The sequence below is a fragment of the Shewanella sp. genome (genome assembly GCF_047975355.1).
Classification (GTDB): domain Bacteria; phylum Pseudomonadota; class Gammaproteobacteria; order Enterobacterales; family Shewanellaceae; genus Shewanella.
The window spans coordinates 52,815-69,763 of sequence record NZ_JBKEDJ010000032.1 but is presented as its reverse complement, the minus strand read 5'-3'; the positions used below and the strand labels follow the sequence as shown (position 1 = coordinate 69,763).

The window sequence follows — 16,949 nt, the reverse complement described above, 5'->3', positions numbered from 1 at the left end:
AGCTTTTTCGCTATCCTTACGCCGAATTTTTTATGCGGTATCTCCGTAAGGTAATTTTAATATGCAAAAAGATGCGATCAGTGTTCTCGAAACACCTCAAAGCACGCAAGAAAGCACAACAAGACACTTACCATGGACGCGCCAAGACACCACTTGGATGCTAAGTTTATTCGGCACCGCTGTGGGGGCGGGCATTTTATTCCTTCCTATCAATGCGGGCATGGGCGGTTTTTGGCCCTTAGTCTTGATGGCCATTATCATCGGCCCAATGACCTATCTCGCCCATCGCGGCCTGTCACGCTTCGTATGTTCATCGAGTATTCCCGGCAGTGACATTACCCAAGTAGTTGAAGAACACTTTGGAATTGGCGCGGGCAAGGCGATTACATTGCTGTATTTCTTAGCGATTTATCCCATTGTGTTGATCTACGGTGTAGGGATCACTAACACAGTCGATAGCTTTATCGTTAACCAGCTGGGCATGGCTTCGCCTCCACGTTTTCTGCTTTCTGGCGTATTAATTTTCGGCATGATGTCCGTGATGGTCGCCGGTGAGCAATTTATGCTGAAGGTGACTCAGTTGCTGGTATATCCGCTGGTGGGCATTTTGGCTTTTATGTCCATCTATCTGATCCCCGAGTGGAAAATGGATGCATTGCAAGTCGTGCCAGAAACCAGCGCCTTTTTAGGCACTGTATGGCTAACCATTCCTGTACTGGTGTTTGCCTTTAACCATTCTCCGGCGATTTCGCAATTTTCGGTTTCCCTCAAGCGTGACCACGGCGTCAACGCCGCTCGCAAGGCCGATGTGATCCTGCGTAATACTTCGATGATGTTAGTCGGCTTTGTGATGCTGTTTGTGTTCTCTTGCGTGTTGTCACTGTCGCCAGAACAGTTGGCCGAAGCCAAGGCGAAGAACCTGCCGATTTTATCTTACCTTGCGAACGTGCATGACAGTGGTTTTGTGAGCTATTTCGGGCCTTTCATTGCGTTTGTGGCGATTGTGTCATCTTTCTTTGGACACTATATGGGCGCGACTGAAGGTATGAAGGGTATTATCGTTAAACAGCTGCGCTCAACTAACAAACAAATCAATGAGAGCAAGCTGAACAAGTTTATCTTAGTGTTTATGTTTGCCACGATTTGGGGCGTCGCGATTCTAAACCCAAGTATTCTGGGGATGATCGAGGCGCTGGGCGGACCGATTATTGCGGCGATTTTGTACTTAATGCCAATGTATGCGGTGTATAAAGTGCCTGCACTGAAGGCTTACCGTAACCGCATCAGCAATGTGTTTGTGGTTATTGCGGGCCTACTGGCGATGACCGCCATTTTGTTTGGTCTGCTGAGATAAGCTTGAGATTAATCGCTGTTTGAAATGAAAGGATCGGGTCATGCCCGATCCTTTTTTTGTTACTTTTCTTCGAACATCAGATAGTAACTCTGTTTCATCCCAAGTGCTTGATAGGTTTGCTGAGCTGTGGTGTTCTCCTGCTCTACATAGAGGCGAAAACTCGCGGCGCCGCCATTGGCCTCGGCCAGTTGCTTCACCTCAGCATAGAGCTTGCCATAAATCCCCTGACGGCGATTTTGCGGGCGAATATAAACGCTTTGGATCCAGTAATAATCTTTGGCGCGCCAGTCGCTCCACTCGAAAGTGACCATCAGCGAACCGACAATTTCGTCGTCGATTTCGGCCACCAGATAAAAACCTTTTTCAGGGTGATTGAGCAGTGTATTGACGCCTTTAATCAGAGTGGTTTCGTCTAAGGCGAGACCTTCGGTCTCCTGCGCCATCGCCTGATTAAATTGGACTAGGGCGGTGAGATCTTGCACTTTGGCTTTACGGATCAACATTTAACAACTCCTCGGCGGTTAGTGGAATTTACCGCTCTTGTGTATGTGGATGACGCTTATGCATCAGCTTTTAATTCGGCGGCACACTTTAGCACGTAACCATGCAGAAGAACGAGTGAGCAGAGTTTCAAATCCAGCTTTAATTGCGGCTAATTTTTGTACGACTAAAGTCCAATCTGCTAGGCTTGAATAAGGTTTTCACCCTAAGGGAGTGGCGCGATTATGGCATTCGTAAAATCAACTCGTCGCTTTAAGCCAAGATTTTTACAAGCCTATGATGCACATAAAGATCTTGAGATTAATCATGGGATGCACTTTATGCTCACCCTAATTACCTTTGGGCTATGGGGGCTCATTTGGTGGTATTTGATCCTCAAATCTCAGGGGGAAAATCAGTCACTCTTCAGCGGTTTTGATGATGACTATTGGAGCTACCTTATCGAGTGCGAGCAGCCCCCCGCATCTCTTTATCGCCAACGTTTTGCCGCGTCCACCAGTTCGGTACAATTTGAGGCCTAAGCTCGGCCCTAGGTGGTTTTTGCAGCGGTTGGCATCAACGTGATATAGATCATCCATAGAATTTTATCCCTTATGATAGACTCGGCGGCTGGCTAATTTAAGGTTAGTCCCGCCAAGGATAAGGCTTCGCCCTATCATCATTTCAAACTCAAGGTTATAAACATGTCAAAACAAAGGTCATCAGCCTTAGGCCGGATCTGGTCTTCTTGGATGTCAGTGCCCCTGTGGCTGCAAATTTTCGTCGGTATGGTGTTGGGGATTGCGGTGGGCGTCAGCTTAGGTGAGCAGGCTTCTTACCTGAAACCTATTGGCACCCTGTTTGTGAATACCATCAAGATGCTGATCGTGCCTTTAGTGTTTTGTTCATTGATTGTCGGTGTGACCTCAATGGAAGACACCGCCAAAATGGGCCGAATTGGGTTTAAATCCTTTGCGTTTTACCTCTGCACCACCGCGATTGCGATCAGCCTAGGTTTAGCCGTGGGCTATGTGGTGCAACCCGGTGCAGGCGTGCCTTTACTGCAACACGAAGCGGTACAAACGGCGAAAGAAGTGCCTTCGGTGATGCAAACCCTGATTGACATTGTCCCCACCAACCCAGTTGCCGCCTTGGCGAGTGGTCAAATCCTGCAAGTCATTGTATTTGCCGTGGCGCTAGGGATTGCCTTGGTCTTGATTGGCGACCATGGTAAGCCTGCGATCAAGGTATTTGAAAGCCTTGCCGAGGCCATGTACAAGCTCACCGATATGGTGATGAAGCTTGCGCCTTATGGGGTATTTGGTCTGATGGCATGGGTTGCGGGCGAGTATGGTATTGACATGCTATGGCCGCTGATTAAAGTGATTATTGCTGTTTATATTGGCTGTATTATCCACGTGTTAGGTTTCTACAGCATAGTGCTGCGCCTATTTGCCAAGCTCAATCCGCTGCATTTTTTCAAGGGGATCAGCAATGCGATGGCGGTGGCATTTACCACCTCAAGTTCGGCGGGAACCTTACCCGCGAGCATGAAATGTGCGAGCGAATATCTTGGGGTAAACAAGAAGATCTCCAGCTTTGTGCTGCCCTTAGGCACCACCATCAATATGGATGGCACGGCCTTGTATCAAGGCGTGACTGCGCTGTTTGTGGCACAAGCCTTTGGTATCGATTTAACTTGGGTCGACTATCTAACGATTATTTTAACCGCGACCTTAGCCTCTATTGGCACTGCGGGTGTACCGGGCGCTGGCTTAGTGATGCTGACCTTAGTGCTCTCGACCGTGGGCTTACCCTTAGAAGGTGTGGCATTAATTGCGGGGATTGACCGTATTCTCGATATGGCGCGCACCGTAGTAAACGTCTCTGGCGACTTAGTCGCGACGACTGTGATTGCTAAGTCGGAAGATGAACTCGATGTTGAGCATTACAATGCCGATATGGTGCAAAGCGCTATGATTGCTGAGCAAAATGCTGCGAGTGAAAGCGCAGCGACCAAAGGTTAATCCATTGAATAATAAAAACCGCCAAGTTGGCGGTTTTTTATTATCAAAGTGAGCTTATTTAAGCTGACTTAAGACTAAGACGGGCTTATCGTCGCTGCTCAGCAGTGTTAGGCGACCTTGTACCAACTTGGCCTTTGCGACCAGTGGCAGGGCTTGCATTACTTTATGCTCTTGTTGCATCAGCGCATCGACACAGGCCTTCATCGTGCTGCCACCTGGGATGATTTTCAGCTCTTGCCCTTGTTGACTGTATTGACCGAAGAAGTTGTTACAGCTGTTATTGCCCGAGAGTTTACCTTCGGCAGCGAAGGTGATTTGCGCTGGGCTGTAATCCACAGTGGGTTGTCCTTGGACGGCTTCGATATGCCAGCTTCCCTGTAATGGTAATGTGTCCTGATTGGTAACGTCAGTGCTCTGACAAGCGGTTAAGCCAAAAAGTAATGCGCTTAATAGAAATGTTTGTTTTAACATTGTCTCAGTTCCTTTTCATGTATATACCCAAAAAACCTGAGACTCGTATCTTCAGGTCGCTTGGGTATATGGCCATAGTGTACAAGTTTAACGGGAGATAAAAAGAGGTTTACATGACAGATGCCATTAAAAGCACTATGAATTTGTTGAAGTTTTTACATTGGTTAGGTGTTTTGATGTTAGTTTGTGGACTTGGGTTCTATATGTTGACCCAATGGAGTCTAGAAATTAGCGGTATGTTACTGATAGCCAGCCTCATTGGTTTGGGACTGGTGCTGATGTCACCTTATCCCGTGGTGCTGTTTATCCAATGGGCGAAACGTCAAGACGAGCATCCCAAAGACTGATAAAACAAGAGTATACGTTAAAGCTCGGCCGAGTCGGCTGCGGGGTTGTCATACAGCTTGGCATCGAGCTTGGATGCTTGATTAGTCGAGGTTTGCACAGGCTCAGGCTCCATGGATTTAAGTTTGCTACGGGCATCTTCCATCATCGGCGCTAACTTGGCCGTCGATTCGGGGGTAAAGAAGCTGTAACTGGCATCGAGTTTTAGATGGGGATTCTGTTGCTCTAATTGTTTTTCGACTCGCTTCATGATGTGCAATATATCGCGCTCGCTATCGACAAAGGCTAATACCACAAACTGAGTTGTACTGTAATGGGCGGCCACATCGGCGGTGCGAATAGTGTCTTGGACTAAATTACCCAGCAGCCTGTGGTGTTTCTCTTCTAAGCTGTTTTCCGGCGTTTCAGCCCCAATCAATTCGAAGAATAGAATCCCCGCATGGGCGCCGAAACGCCGTCCGAGATTGAGCTGTCTTGGCGCCATCATCATAAAGCCGTAATGGTTGAGCATGCCGGTCTCTTGATCGCGCATCGACAGCGATTCAATCCGGTGGTTTTGGCATAACAGGGACAATTCCTGCTGTAGCAAGATTTGGAAAGGTTCGAGCATGGCACTGTTGTTTAAGGGGTCAACCATATGAGGATTTAACACACACAGTGAACCAAATTGGCTGCCGTCGGGCCAAGCGATAGGGCGGGAAAGAATATGTTGAATACCATCAAAATCCCTAGGCAGCTCGTCGAGCATAAAACGGCCAAGATTGAGATAGTCTCCCTCGGCCGGGCTATGTTTTAGTTGTTCAAACAGGGGGAAGTCGCTCGCAAACAAGGTACCTGAGGTAAACAGCGGCGTTTCACTCACTGAGCTTACGATGACTTCGAAACCAGACTGAGTCATTTGCAGCACGAATACGCTAGTGGCGCTGTAGTAACTTTTGATCAACTCGCATTGGTGCATCCAGCGACCTAAATTGACCTGCTGATGATCGCTATCGAGTAAGCTGACATTGGGATTGATGGTTTCGGGCAACATAGCGGCGCCTAAGGGGCCAAAATATGCCTTAAGTTTGGAAAACAACAGGATAATTTGCAAATCAGTGGGCTAAAAAAACACCATTTTTTGTGCATCTATTATTGGGATGATTTATGACTCCTGTATACTGGCGCGCCGCTAGCCATGCAGCTCGCTAAATTGAGTGAAGAAAATGACAATAAATATACGCCCAGCCACGGCTCAAGATATTGATTTTTTAGTTGTATTAGAAAGAACCTTTCTCAATGATGAACTCGCGTCTTCAGCCATGGGGCTGGAGGGGCAAGCCTTTGGTCGTAGTGAATTAACCGAGTTAGTGACTCGGCATTGGGTCGTTGTCGCCGAGGATAACGGGCGGATTATCGGCTATGTGATTGCTGGGCGCTGGGCCTTTTTCGAAACCTGGCCAATTTATCGCACAATCCTCAACCGATTGACGAGATTAGAGTGGGATGGCCCCAAATTAACGAAGCAGAACAGTTGCCAGTATGGCCCGATTTGGATAGATAAAAACTACCGCGGTCAGGGAGTTTTTGAGACCTTGGTTAAAGGGATTTATCAGCAAATTGCGCCTCATTTTGCCTATGTGGTGACTTTTATTGCCGAGGAAAACGAGCGTTCCTTTACGGCTCACACGCAAAAGGCGACGATGCAGGTTGCAGATTTCTTTACGGTTTCGGCAAGGGATTACTATTTAATGGTGGCTCGAACTCAAGCTGAGTGAACACCCATGTTTACACTCGCTCTAACTTGGAAACTCAGTATTTAGTGCATATGATTATGAGGAATGCAGAGTATCGACTATGGTTAGAGCATACCCATCAATATAAACTCTGCTATGAAGTTTGAGCTGCGCCAATTTCTCGATAGAAGCTTTCTTATCTCGATACGTGAATCATTTATCGCGTTACTGCCTTTTATTTTAATCAATTCATTTCTTTCCTTAGTTATTACATTACTCGATATCAGTATTCCAACTTGGCAGACCTCTACATTTCATCAAGCTATTAGTTTCTTTTCGCTACAACTTTCAAAGATTTTTCCGTTACTTGCACTGATTTCTTTATCCTTCCACTTTGCTAAGTATTTGCAGTTGTCCGCAATTGCCGTTTGTTCTTTGTCGCTGAGCCTATTGCTCGCTATTAATGCCCCCAATACAGGGAATGTATTTAATATCGATTATGTACGTGCCATTGTCGCCGATCCGCGAATTGTTATTTTGCCTATTCTATCTGCCTACTCATTGCGATTCTTAGCGCAGTGGAAAGGCTTGCGGTTAATTACAGCGAAGGCGTTGAGTCGATACTTAAAGCAACATTTAAATTTATTCTTCCCGATAGTGATTGGTTTTATTGGGTTGTTTGCCGTCGTGGCCGAAGCTTCTATCTTTTTGGAATGGTTATTTGCCCCATTTATCGAGGCTTTGCAGCAGGCGAGCCTTGGTATGCAATTGTTTATGCGGATTTTGATCACCCATGTGCTTTGGTGTTTTGGGGTGCATGGTGATAATGCTTATCTGCTGCTGATAGGTGTCGATAATGGTTTAATGCAACTGGTGCCGAACCTAACGGCGAGCCAGTTTATGGACTTGTTTATTATCTATGGTGGCAGTGGCGCTACACTGTCGTTGATTATTGCCATTTTTATCGGTGCTAAAGACAGTGCCACTCGGCATATCGCTAAAATTGCCACACCCTTTGCGATTTTTAACATCAATGAGATTTTGATTTACGGCCTACCGATTATCTTTAATCCACGTCTATTAGTGCCGTTTATTTTGTCCCCATTGGCTAATTTTATCTTGGCCTACAGTGCTATCCATGTTGGGATCTTGAGCTTTGATGGGCACAGTTTTCCTTGGATTACGCCGCCACTGCTAAATGCTTATATTGCCAGCGGCCATATGAGCGCGGTGCTTTTTCAAGTGCTATTAATTGGCATAGGCGTATTGATTTATTTGCCTTTTGTCCGGCGGTTTTCCTTGATGTCTGAGCATTATGAATTTGATAGTGAATTAATCAAGCGCGTGCAATTTCAAGCCGATATCGACCGCATGACCGAGCAACATTATTCACAGCAGCAGTCCGAATCACTTAAAGCCGAGTTAAATCTTGAAAGAACCATTAAAGAAGTCCTAGCGGGGGAATTGCAATTACACTATCAACCGAAAATTGCCTTAAGCACTAATCATGTAGTTGGATATGAGGCGCTTATTCGCTTGAAGGATGAACATGGTAAGCTGAAGGGACCGTATTTTATTGATGCATTTCAACGTGCTGGTTATTCACATATTATTGATCGCTTTGTGATTAACACTGTGGCGGAGGACCTCGCTCGCTGGGAGTTAGAAGGTTTTTATCCCAAAGTAAGCATCAATATCGACCCTAACAATATTACCGATCCCCAATTGTTGGCGACCATGAATGAAAGGTTAGGCAGCGTTGCCAAGCGAGTCGAGATTGAGATGTTAGAATCGGCCTTTATGTTGGATTTAAATCGCATCGATAACAGTATGAGGCAGCTTAAACAACATGGCTTTACGTTCTTCTTAGATGACTTCGGTACTGGGTTTTCGAGTTTAAGTCTATTGAGTCGGATTAATGTCGATGGCATCAAGCTAGACCGCAGTATTCTGGCCAATACCAGTGAACCTAAAGGTCGTACTTTGTATCTACAAATTTGTAAGCTCTGCAGTAGCTTAGGCTTCAGTTTGATTGCCGAAGGGGTTGAAACCCCTGAGGAAGCCGAGTTTGTTAAAGCGGCAGGTGTTGCCTATGTGCAGGGCTGGTTATACGCCAAGGCGATGCCGGGTGCTGAGGCCAAAGCCTTTTGGTTGGAGAGAAATAGTGAGTGATACCTTGGTCAGCACCCTGCTGACGACTTACGCCCATGCCAATTTATCGGCCTGGGATAATCTGCGAGTTTTGTTATCTGAGTGCGTGTTGCAGCAATGTGAAGCCCGTGGATTTGAAGTTGATTGCAACGATAGCCGAACCCATTATTGGCTGCAGGTTGGAGACTGTTGGCTCGATTGTGGCAAAACGAATGCGTATTCGACAGTCATTGTAAAATTGACAGATGAGGCTGTGAGCAACGCTAAAAAACTGAACCAGCAAGAGTGTGCGCTGTTATCCGCCGCGCAGATAAACCTGCTGTGTATGCAAAATGCCCATTTTGATCACTGTTAATCTGATTCATAGAATTAGCCATTTACCCTTCGGATAACTCCCTTGATAACCAAAAGGGAGTCTACCCTGTAAGTACCATGTTAAACGCTCTTGAGCGAAGTCTCAAAGTGTGGCCTCTGCTAACAATAGCGTGGCTAAGGTATCGGCATCATCGGATACGAGCGCGCAAACCTCTACAACGGGTACTATTTTCCAGGTTTCCAAATAGGCAGTTTGGGCAATTTGTTCAACCAGTTCACTGACGACTTGGGACTTTAAAGCATCTGCTCGCTGATGGTCGCTAACACATAGCTTTCATAGGGTTCGGTGTAGGGCGGTTGGAAAAAACTGTCAGGATCCCTTTCAAGGTATGCGGCTATCTCCTCCAAATTGCCCAAGGTTTTTGCCATCGGTTCACTATGGCCCACTTTTGTCGCCCAAGAACAGGATTGGAGTTGTTGAATTAACGGCTTCATTTTGCATTGGTAATTTGCCTGTAGATAAGGCTATCTTGCTGATCGTGATGGGGTTAGACAATACATCCAAAGCATAAAAAAACCGCCCTTAGGCGGTTTTTTACAAGCGAAAGCATGGGCTTAATACAGATTACAGACCTGCATCGGCGCGCAGTGCGTCAGCTTTATCCGTCGCTTCCCATGGGAACTCGCTACGGCCAAAGTGACCATAAGCGGCGGTTGCTTGATAAATTGGGCGAGCCAGGTTCAACATTTCGGTCAGACCGTATGGGCGCAGGTCGAAGTGTTGACGGACTAACTTGATTAAGACTTCTTCAGACACTTTACCCGTACCGAAGGTCTCGATGCTGATTGATGTTGGCTCTGCCACACCGATAGCATAGGACACTTGCAATTCACAACGATCAGCCAGACCAGCCGCAACGATGTTTTTCGCCACATAACGGGCAGCGTAGGCCGCGCTACGGTCAACTTTTGATGGGTCTTTACCAGAGAAAGCACCACCACCGTGACGCGCCATACCGCCGTAGGTATCTACGATGATCTTACGACCGGTTAAACCACAGTCACCCATTGGACCACCGATAACGAAACGGCCAGTTGGGTTGATGAAGTATTTGGTGTCTTTGTTCAACCATTGTGCTGGCAGAACTGGCTTGATGATGGTTTCCATCACGCCTTCGATCAAATCCTCTTGGGCGATGTCAGGGCTGTGCTGGGTAGACAGTACGATCGCATCGATACCGACAATCTTGTTGTCTTCGTAGGCGAAGGTGACTTGGCTTTTCGCGTCTGGGCGTAACCATGGCAGAGTGCCATTTTTACGCACTTCTGATTGACGCTTGACTAATGCGTGGGCATAAGTGATAGGCGCTGGCATCAGAATGTCAGTTTCGTTGCTGGCATAACCAAACATTAAACCTTGGTCGCCGGCACCTTGTTCTTTTGGATCTGCACGGTCAACACCTTGGTTGATGTCAGGAGACTGTTTGCCAATCGCATTTAATACTGCGCAAGAATCGGCATCGAAGCCCATATCTGAATGGACATAACCAATTTCACGAACCGTTTTACGGGTCAGCTCTTCAATATCAACCCAGGCAGAGGTGGTCACTTCGCCACCTACTAATACCATGCCAGTTTTGACATATGTTTCGCACGCTACACGTGCTTTAGGATCTTGGGCCAGAATCGCATCTAGCACAGCATCAGAAATCTGATCTGCAATCTTATCGGGATGACCTTCTGAGACCGACTCAGAAGTAAACAAGTGCTTTGCCATAGTAGGAAAATCTCGTCGTTAGCATTCAAACGTGTAGAAGCATCTACATCTAGACGGCTATTTTAGTGGAATTTCCCTTGGTTGACACCCCCTAAACTAAATATTTGTGTGTAAAGTGAGGTAAGCCCCAAATCGGGGAGCGTTTGTGTGTTTTGAGTTCCGGCTCTAACTCAATGAATTGATAGCGGTATGTGATTTTTATTCAAAGCGAGTTGCGTAAATCGTTGCTGAGCTAAGGTAAAACTAAGGTTGTAGCTTGAGCGCTAAGTGACTCGATGTGGAAAAACTATTAGTTGCATTTGAGTTATTGTATTACAAATAAATGTAATGTGTTTTAAGATGAATTAGCCTAACGCTTCTAAGGTGTAATCCACAGGACTGGGCATTGGAATGCAATTTTCGTTTGCGTCGCTTCGCTATGTAGGGGAAAATATGCGTCCAAATTGCCCGCTAGACCCCACAAATTAAGCAGGAGAGAGCATGTCTTCCCGTAAAGTACTCGCCAACGCAATCCGTGCGTTAAGTATGGATGCAGTTCAAAAAGCAAACTCAGGCCACCCTGGCGCCCCAATGGGCATGGCAGATATTGCTGAAGTGCTGTGGAATGATTTCCTTAAGCACAATCCGAACAATCCGAAATGGGTAGATAGAGATCGTTTTATTCTCTCTAACGGTCACGGATCTATGCTGATCTACTCTTTATTACACCTGACTGGCTATGACCTGCCAATGGATGAACTGAAGCAATTCCGTCAGTTACATTCAAAAACTCCTGGTCACCCAGAATATGGTTACACCCCTGGTGTTGAGACCACCACTGGCCCATTAGGGGCGGGGATCAGCAACGCTGTGGGTATGGCGATTGCAGAAAAAACCTTAGCGGCACAGTTTAACCGTGAAGGTCACGAGATTGTTGACCACTACACTTACTGCTTCCTCGGCGATGGCTGCTTGATGGAAGGTATTTCCCACGAAGCATGTTCTCTGGCTGGTACTTTAGGCTTAGGCAAACTGATCGCATTTTGGGATGACAACGGTATCTCTATCGACGGTCATGTTGAAGGCTGGTTTACCGATGATACGCCAAAACGTTTCGAATCTTACGGCTGGCACGTGATTGCTAACGTAGATGGTCACGACAGCGATGCGATTCGTGCAGCTATCGAAGCGGCTAAAGCGGTTACCGACAAGCCAACCATGATCTGCTGCAAAACCATTATCGGTTTTGGTTCACCAAACAAATCTGGCAGCCACGATTGCCACGGCGCGCCATTAGGTGATGCTGAAATCGCAGCGGCCCGTGAATTCTTAGGCTGGCCACATGCGCCATTCGAAATCCCAGCAGACGTATACGCAGGTTGGGATGCCAAAGAAGCAGGTAACGCCCGTGAAGCGGCTTGGAACGACAAGTTTGCCGCTTACGCTGCTGCTTACCCAGAATTGGCAGCCGAATACGAGCGCCGCGTGCTGAAAGGTGAATTACCAGCTGATTTCGAAGCCAAAGCCCAAGCATTCATCCAAGAATGCCAAGCGAAAGGCGAAGGTATTGCTAGCCGTAAAGCTTCACAAAACGCGATTGCCGCCTTCGGTGCGGTTCTACCTGAACTGTTAGGCGGCAGTGCTGACTTAGCGGGTTCTAACCTGACCTTGTGGGCAGGTTCTAAAGGTATTCAAGAAGATCCAGCGGGTAACTACGTGTACTACGGTGTGCGTGAGTTCGGTATGAGCGGCATCATGAACGGTGTGTCACTCCACGGTGGTTTTATCAACTACGGCGCGACTTTCATGATGTTTATGGAATATGCACGTAACGCAGTACGTATGTCTGCACTGATGGGCATTCAAAACATCTTCGTTTACACCCACGACTCTATCGGTCAAGGTGAAGACGGCCCAACCCATCAGCCAGTTGAGCAATTAGCCAACTTACGTATGACGCCAAATATGGCCGTGTGGCGCCCCTGTGATGCGGCTGAAACCGCAGTGGCATGGAAAGCGGCTATCGAACGTCGTCATGCACCAACATCGCTAGTATTCAGCCGTCAAAACCTGAAGGCTCAAGCACGTACTGCTGAGCAATTAGCGAATGTGGCAAAGGGCGCTTACGTACTGCAAGATTGTGCAGGTACGCCTGAGTACATCCTGATTGCAACTGGTAGTGAGGTGCAATTAGCGGTAGAAGCAGCAGCTGCGCTGACCGAACAAGGCAAACAAGTTCGCGTTGTTTCTATGCCATCAAACACTGAGTTTGATAAGCAAGATGCTGCTTACAAAGAATCTGTACTGCCAAAAGCGGTGACTAAGCGTATCGCTATCGAAGCGGCCCATACTGACTTCTGGTACAAGTATGTTGGTTTCGAAGGCACTGTTGTGGGCATGACCACTTTTGGTGAGTCTGCGCCAGGCAACGTGCTGCTGAAGCACTTCGGTTTCACCGTTGAAAATGTGCTGAATGCTGCAAAATCACTAGGCTAATCGCTTAGGTGATGAGATTACCGACAAAAGGTTAAACTTTTGAAAGGTTAATCTGTATAATGCGGCCTGCAATCGTTTGCAGGCCGTTTTTGTATATGCAGTATTGTTAAGAGGAAATAAAGACCTCAATGATTCGAGTCGCAATCAATGGTTATGGTCGTATTGGCCGCTCAATCCTTCGCGCTTTATATGAGTCCGGAAAACGCCAGCAAATCCAAATTGTCGCCATTAATGAGTTGGCTAAGCCCGAAGCCATTGTTCATCTGACCCAGTACGACACGACCCACGGTCGGTTTCAGCCCAGAGTCAAGTTAGTCGATGATCAGATGCTGATCGGCGATGACGTCATCAAAATTCTCCATGAGCCGGATCCGTCCAAACTACCTTGGCAGGAGATGGACATAGATATCGTCTATGAAGCCACAGGCGCCATCTTGGATCGCAAAAGCTGCGAGGCCCATATTCACGCAGGTGCCAAACAGGTCTTAATCAGTCATCCTTCTTCGGCCGATGTCGACGGCACAATCGTTTACGGTGTGAACCAAGACTTACTGCGCGCAGAGCATACTGTGGTTTCCAATGCTTCTTGTACGACCAACTGTATCGTGCCGGTTATCGATGTGCTGGATAAACACTTTGGCGTGAAAAGTGGCGCGATTACCACAATCCACTCGGCGATGAATGATCAGCAAGTGATTGATGCCTATCATGATGACTTACGCCGCACCCGAGCAGCGGGTCAGTCCATCATCCCCGTCGACACTAAACTTGCCCGCGGTATCGAGCGGATTTTGCCGCACATGAAAGACAAGTTTGAGGCGATTTCGGTGCGCGTTCCCACCATCAACGTAACTGCTATCGATCTTTCGGTAACATTAGATAAAACAGTGGATATTGCGACCGTCAATCAAGTGTTAGAATTGGCCGCCAATGGACGATTTAACGGCATCTTAGGCTATACTGATGAGCCACTCGTATCCTGTGATTTTAACCATGATCCGCGCTCCAGCATTGTCGATGGTACCCAGACTCGGGTGAGCGCAGGGCAGTTGGTTAAACTGTTGCTCTGGTGCGATAACGAGTGGGGCTTTGCCAATCGTATGCTAGATACCAGTTTGGCGATGATTGCAGCTAAACAAAGCTAAATATAAGAATTTATACAATGACAATGGGTTAAGGCGTGATAGCCAATTCGACGGGATGTCGAGTGCCGAGTCGCTATACACTTAACCGATTGATACAAAACCAGTTTGTTTTTTGATTATAAAAGGAAGCGTTACCATGGCAATTATCAATATGTCAGATTTAGATCTCCAAGGTAAGCGAGTGCTTATTCGTGAAGATCTCAATGTGCCAGTCAGCAACGGCGTTGTCACCAGTGATGCACGTCTGCGCGCCTCTCTGCCCACTATCGAATTAGCCCTTGCCAAAGGCGCTGCGGTAATGGTGATGTCTCACTTAGGTCGTCCAACCGAAGGTGAATACAATAGCGAATTCTCCATGCAACCTGTAGTCGATTACTTGGCTAAAGCCTTGTCTTGCCCTGTGCGCTTAGCGACCGACTATTTAGACGGCGTTGAAGTCGCGGTAGGCGAAGTGGTTGTGTTTGAAAACGTTCGCTTCAACAAAGGCGAGAAGAAAAACGACGAAGCCCTGTCAAAGAAAATGGCGGCCTTATGTGATGTGTATGTGATGGATGCCTTCGGTACCGCTCACCGCGCAGAAGCGTCAACCAATGGTATTGGTTTACACGCTCCCATCGCCTGTGCTGGCCCATTATTAGCACAAGAATTAGAAGCGTTAGGCAAAGCCTTAGACAACCCAGCGCGCCCATTAGTGGCTATCGTTGGCGGTTCTAAAGTGTCGACTAAGCTGACCGTATTAGAAAGCTTATCTGGCATTGTGGATCAGCTAGTCGTTGGCGGTGGTATCGCCAACACATTTATTGCTGCGGCGGGCCACAATGTAGGTAAATCCTTATACGAAGCGGATTTAATTGATGAAGCTAAGCGCTTAGTGGCGAACGCCCAAAGCCGCGGTGGCGACATTCCTGTGCCTACCGATGTGGTTGTTGCGGGTGAGTTTAGCCCAACGGCCGCCGCGACCTTAAAAGCGGTTAATGAGGTTGGCGATAGCGACATGATTTTCGACATCGGCCCCGACAGCGCCGAAACGTTAGCGAAAATCATCGAGTCTGCTGGCACTATCGTATGGAACGGTCCTGTGGGCGTGTTCGAATTCGACCAATTCGGTGAAGGTACTAAGCGTATCGCTCAAGCTATCGCTGATTCTAAAGCCTTCTCAATCGCTGGCGGTGGTGACACCTTAGCGGCGGTAGACAAGTACGATATCGCCGATAAAGTCTCTTACATCTCTACCGGTGGTGGCGCTTTCCTTGAGTTTTTAGAAGGTAAAGAGTTGCCGGCTGTAGCTATGCTAAAACAACGCGGTGCCTAACATTGAGTTAGGTATTGTGCCATCGCGGCAGGGCGCTGCGATGGCACAAAAACTTGATAAAAAAATTATAAAAAAACCGCTCATTCTTTTAAGACGACTAAGTTGTTCTTGAGTGATTGAGCATAAAAATCCATCCAAACGATAGCGACCTCGGTGACCTAACGTTGATGTGACAGTCACCCTATTATTGGAGTTAAAAAATGGCGTTAATTTCCCTACGACAACTACTCGATCACGCGGCAGAGCATGGATACGGTGTGCCAGCGTTCAACGTAAACAACCTTGAGCAAATGCGCGCCATCATGCAGGCCGCAGAAGCAACAGACAGCCCTGTCATCGTGCAAGCCTCTGCAGGTGCACGTAAATATGCGCGTCCACAATTCTTAAAATACCTGATGACGGCTGCACTTGAGCAGTATCCAGATATCCCAGTCTGTATTCACCAAGACCATGGTACCGATCCTGATATCTGTCAGCGTTCTATCCAATTAGGTATGTCATCAGTAATGATGGACGGTTCATTAATGGCCGACGGTAAAACCCCAGCTTCTTACGAGTACAACGTTGATGTGACTCGTAGAACCGTTGCATTCGCCCACGCTTGTGGTGTGTCTGTAGAGGGTGAAATCGGTTGTTTAGGCAGCTTAGAAACCGGTACTGCCGGTGAAGAAGACGGTGTGGGCGCAGAAGGCGTATTAAGCCACGATCAACTGCTGACCAGCCCAGAAGAAGCTGCACGCTTCGTTGCCGATACCCATGTTGACGCGCTGGCGATTGCGATTGGTACCAGCCACGGTGCATACAAGTTTAGCCGTAAACCAACGGGTGATGTACTACGTATCGACCGCATCAAAGAAATCCATGCCCGCATTCCTAACACTCACTTAGTGATGCACGGTTCTTCTTCAGTACCTCAAGAATGGTTGCAGATCATCAACCAATACGGTGGTCAAATTCCTGAAACTTACGGCGTGCCATTAGAAGAAATCGTTGAAGGTATCAAACACGGTGTGCGTAAAGTGAACATCGATACCGATCTGCGTTTAGCGTCTACCGGTGCGGTACGTAAATACTTGGCAGAACACCCAAGCGAATTCGATCCACGTAAGTTCTTAAAAGCCTCTATGGAAGCGATGGCGGACATCTGTACTGTTCGCTATGAAGCTTTCGGTTGTGCGGGTCAAGCTTCTAAGATTAAGCCTTTGTCTTTACAAGCAATGTACAAAGCTTATCAATCAGGTGCCTTAGATCCTAAGATCAACCTCTAAGCCTTAACGATTGTTTGAAAAAGCCCGCCGATAAGCGGGCTTTTTTTATACTTAAAATCGCTTAATTTTCATTTTTTTATCGTAAATGTTAATATTGCGCAGATTTTTTAGGGG

The 16,949-nt window shown here is 47.2% G+C and carries 16 protein-coding genes; 11 read left to right on the top strand and 5 right to left on the bottom strand.

All coding sequences use genetic code 11. The features are described from left to right. Positions 1–61: 61 nt before the first annotated feature. Positions 62–1,354 (top strand): serine/threonine transporter, encoded by a 1,293-nt coding sequence (locus tag ACK5NH_RS10650; RefSeq protein ID WP_416919944.1) that lies wholly within the window; start codon positions 62–64, stop codon positions 1,352–1,354. Between the two features lie 59 nt (positions 1,355–1,413). On the opposite strand, the gene ACK5NH_RS10645 is transcribed toward ACK5NH_RS10650, so the two are convergent. Next, the gene (locus ACK5NH_RS10645) at positions 1,414–1,857 is read right to left on the bottom strand and encodes a GNAT family N-acetyltransferase (RefSeq protein ID WP_416919942.1); all 444 of its coding nucleotides are present in this window, start codon (positions 1,855–1,857) and stop codon (positions 1,414–1,416) included. Between the two features lie 222 nt (positions 1,858–2,079). Here ACK5NH_RS10645 and ACK5NH_RS10640 point away from each other — a divergent pair, with 222 nt between their 5' ends. Both ACK5NH_RS10640 and ACK5NH_RS10635 read left to right on the top strand, forming a co-directional pair. Beyond that, positions 2,080–2,376: a hypothetical protein gene (locus ACK5NH_RS10640; RefSeq protein WP_416919940.1), complete on the top strand. Its 297-nt coding sequence runs from the start codon at positions 2,080–2,082 to the stop codon at positions 2,374–2,376. A gap of 162 nt (positions 2,377–2,538) precedes the next feature. Then, positions 2,539–3,861: a dicarboxylate/amino acid:cation symporter gene (locus ACK5NH_RS10635; RefSeq protein ID WP_416919938.1), complete on the top strand. Its 1,323-nt coding sequence runs from the start codon at positions 2,539–2,541 to the stop codon at positions 3,859–3,861. A gap of 54 nt (positions 3,862–3,915) precedes the next feature. Here ACK5NH_RS10635 and ACK5NH_RS10630 read toward each other — a convergent pair whose 3' ends face one another. Beyond that, positions 3,916–4,332 (bottom strand): META domain-containing protein, encoded by a 417-nt coding sequence (locus ACK5NH_RS10630; protein WP_416919936.1) that lies wholly within the window; start codon positions 4,330–4,332, stop codon positions 3,916–3,918. A 113-nt stretch (positions 4,333–4,445) separates the two neighbouring features. On the opposite strand from ACK5NH_RS10630, the gene ACK5NH_RS10625 reads away from it, so the two are divergent. Continuing rightward, positions 4,446–4,679, top strand: coding sequence for a hypothetical protein (locus ACK5NH_RS10625; protein WP_416919934.1), 234 nt, complete (start codon positions 4,446–4,448; stop codon positions 4,677–4,679). A gap of 17 nt (positions 4,680–4,696) precedes the next feature. Here ACK5NH_RS10625 and ACK5NH_RS10620 read toward each other — a convergent pair whose 3' ends face one another. Continuing rightward, positions 4,697–5,710, bottom strand: a complete 1,014-nt coding sequence (locus ACK5NH_RS10620) for a GGDEF domain-containing protein (RefSeq protein ID WP_416919932.1) — start codon at positions 5,708–5,710, stop codon at positions 4,697–4,699. 172 nt (positions 5,711–5,882) lie between these two features. Here ACK5NH_RS10620 and ACK5NH_RS10615 point away from each other — a divergent pair, with 172 nt between their 5' ends. The 3 genes from ACK5NH_RS10615 (at position 5,883) to ACK5NH_RS10605 (ending at position 8,898) form a co-directional block, all read left to right on the top strand. Then, positions 5,883–6,434 carry a GNAT family N-acetyltransferase gene (locus ACK5NH_RS10615; RefSeq protein ID WP_416919930.1) on the top strand — a complete coding sequence of 184 codons (552 nt, stop codon included), beginning with the start codon at positions 5,883–5,885 and terminating at the stop codon, positions 6,432–6,434. Between the two features lie 114 nt (positions 6,435–6,548). Next, a complete protein-coding gene (locus ACK5NH_RS10610; protein ID WP_416919928.1) occupies positions 6,549–8,564 on the top strand; it encodes an EAL domain-containing protein in 2,016 nt (671 codons plus the stop codon). Then, positions 8,557–8,898, top strand: coding sequence for a hypothetical protein (locus tag ACK5NH_RS10605; protein WP_416919926.1), 342 nt, complete (start codon positions 8,557–8,559; stop codon positions 8,896–8,898). The genes ACK5NH_RS10610 and ACK5NH_RS10605 overlap by 8 nt, the downstream gene beginning before the upstream one ends. A gap of 254 nt (positions 8,899–9,152) precedes the next feature. On the opposite strand, the gene ACK5NH_RS10600 is transcribed toward ACK5NH_RS10605, so the two are convergent. Together ACK5NH_RS10600 and metK are read right to left on the bottom strand one after the other, a co-directional pair. After that, complete coding sequence (locus tag ACK5NH_RS10600) at positions 9,153–9,353, bottom strand: hypothetical protein (protein WP_416919924.1); 201 nt, start codon at positions 9,351–9,353, stop codon at positions 9,153–9,155. Positions 9,354–9,483: 130 nt separating this feature from the next. Next, complete coding sequence (gene metK, locus ACK5NH_RS10595; protein ID WP_416919922.1) at positions 9,484–10,635, bottom strand: methionine adenosyltransferase; 1,152 nt, start codon at positions 10,633–10,635, stop codon at positions 9,484–9,486. Positions 10,636–11,115: 480 nt separating this feature from the next. Between metK and tkt the strand changes: the two genes are divergently transcribed. The 4 genes from tkt (at position 11,116) to fba (ending at position 16,835) form a co-directional block, all read left to right on the top strand. After that, positions 11,116–13,110, top strand: a complete 1,995-nt coding sequence (tkt, locus tag ACK5NH_RS10590; RefSeq protein ID WP_416919920.1) for a transketolase — start codon at positions 11,116–11,118, stop codon at positions 13,108–13,110. 128 nt (positions 13,111–13,238) lie between these two features. Beyond that, entirely contained in the window at positions 13,239–14,255 is a 1,017-nt protein-coding gene (epd, locus tag ACK5NH_RS10585) for an erythrose-4-phosphate dehydrogenase (protein ID WP_416919918.1), read from the top strand. Positions 14,256–14,391: 136 nt separating this feature from the next. Next, a complete protein-coding gene (locus ACK5NH_RS10580) occupies positions 14,392–15,567 on the top strand; it encodes a phosphoglycerate kinase (protein WP_416919916.1) in 1,176 nt (391 codons plus the stop codon). 200 nt (positions 15,568–15,767) lie between these two features. After that, positions 15,768–16,835 carry a class II fructose-bisphosphate aldolase gene (gene fba, locus ACK5NH_RS10575; protein ID WP_011621571.1) on the top strand — a complete coding sequence of 356 codons (1,068 nt, stop codon included), beginning with the start codon at positions 15,768–15,770 and terminating at the stop codon, positions 16,833–16,835. Positions 16,836–16,949 lie beyond the last annotated feature (114 nt).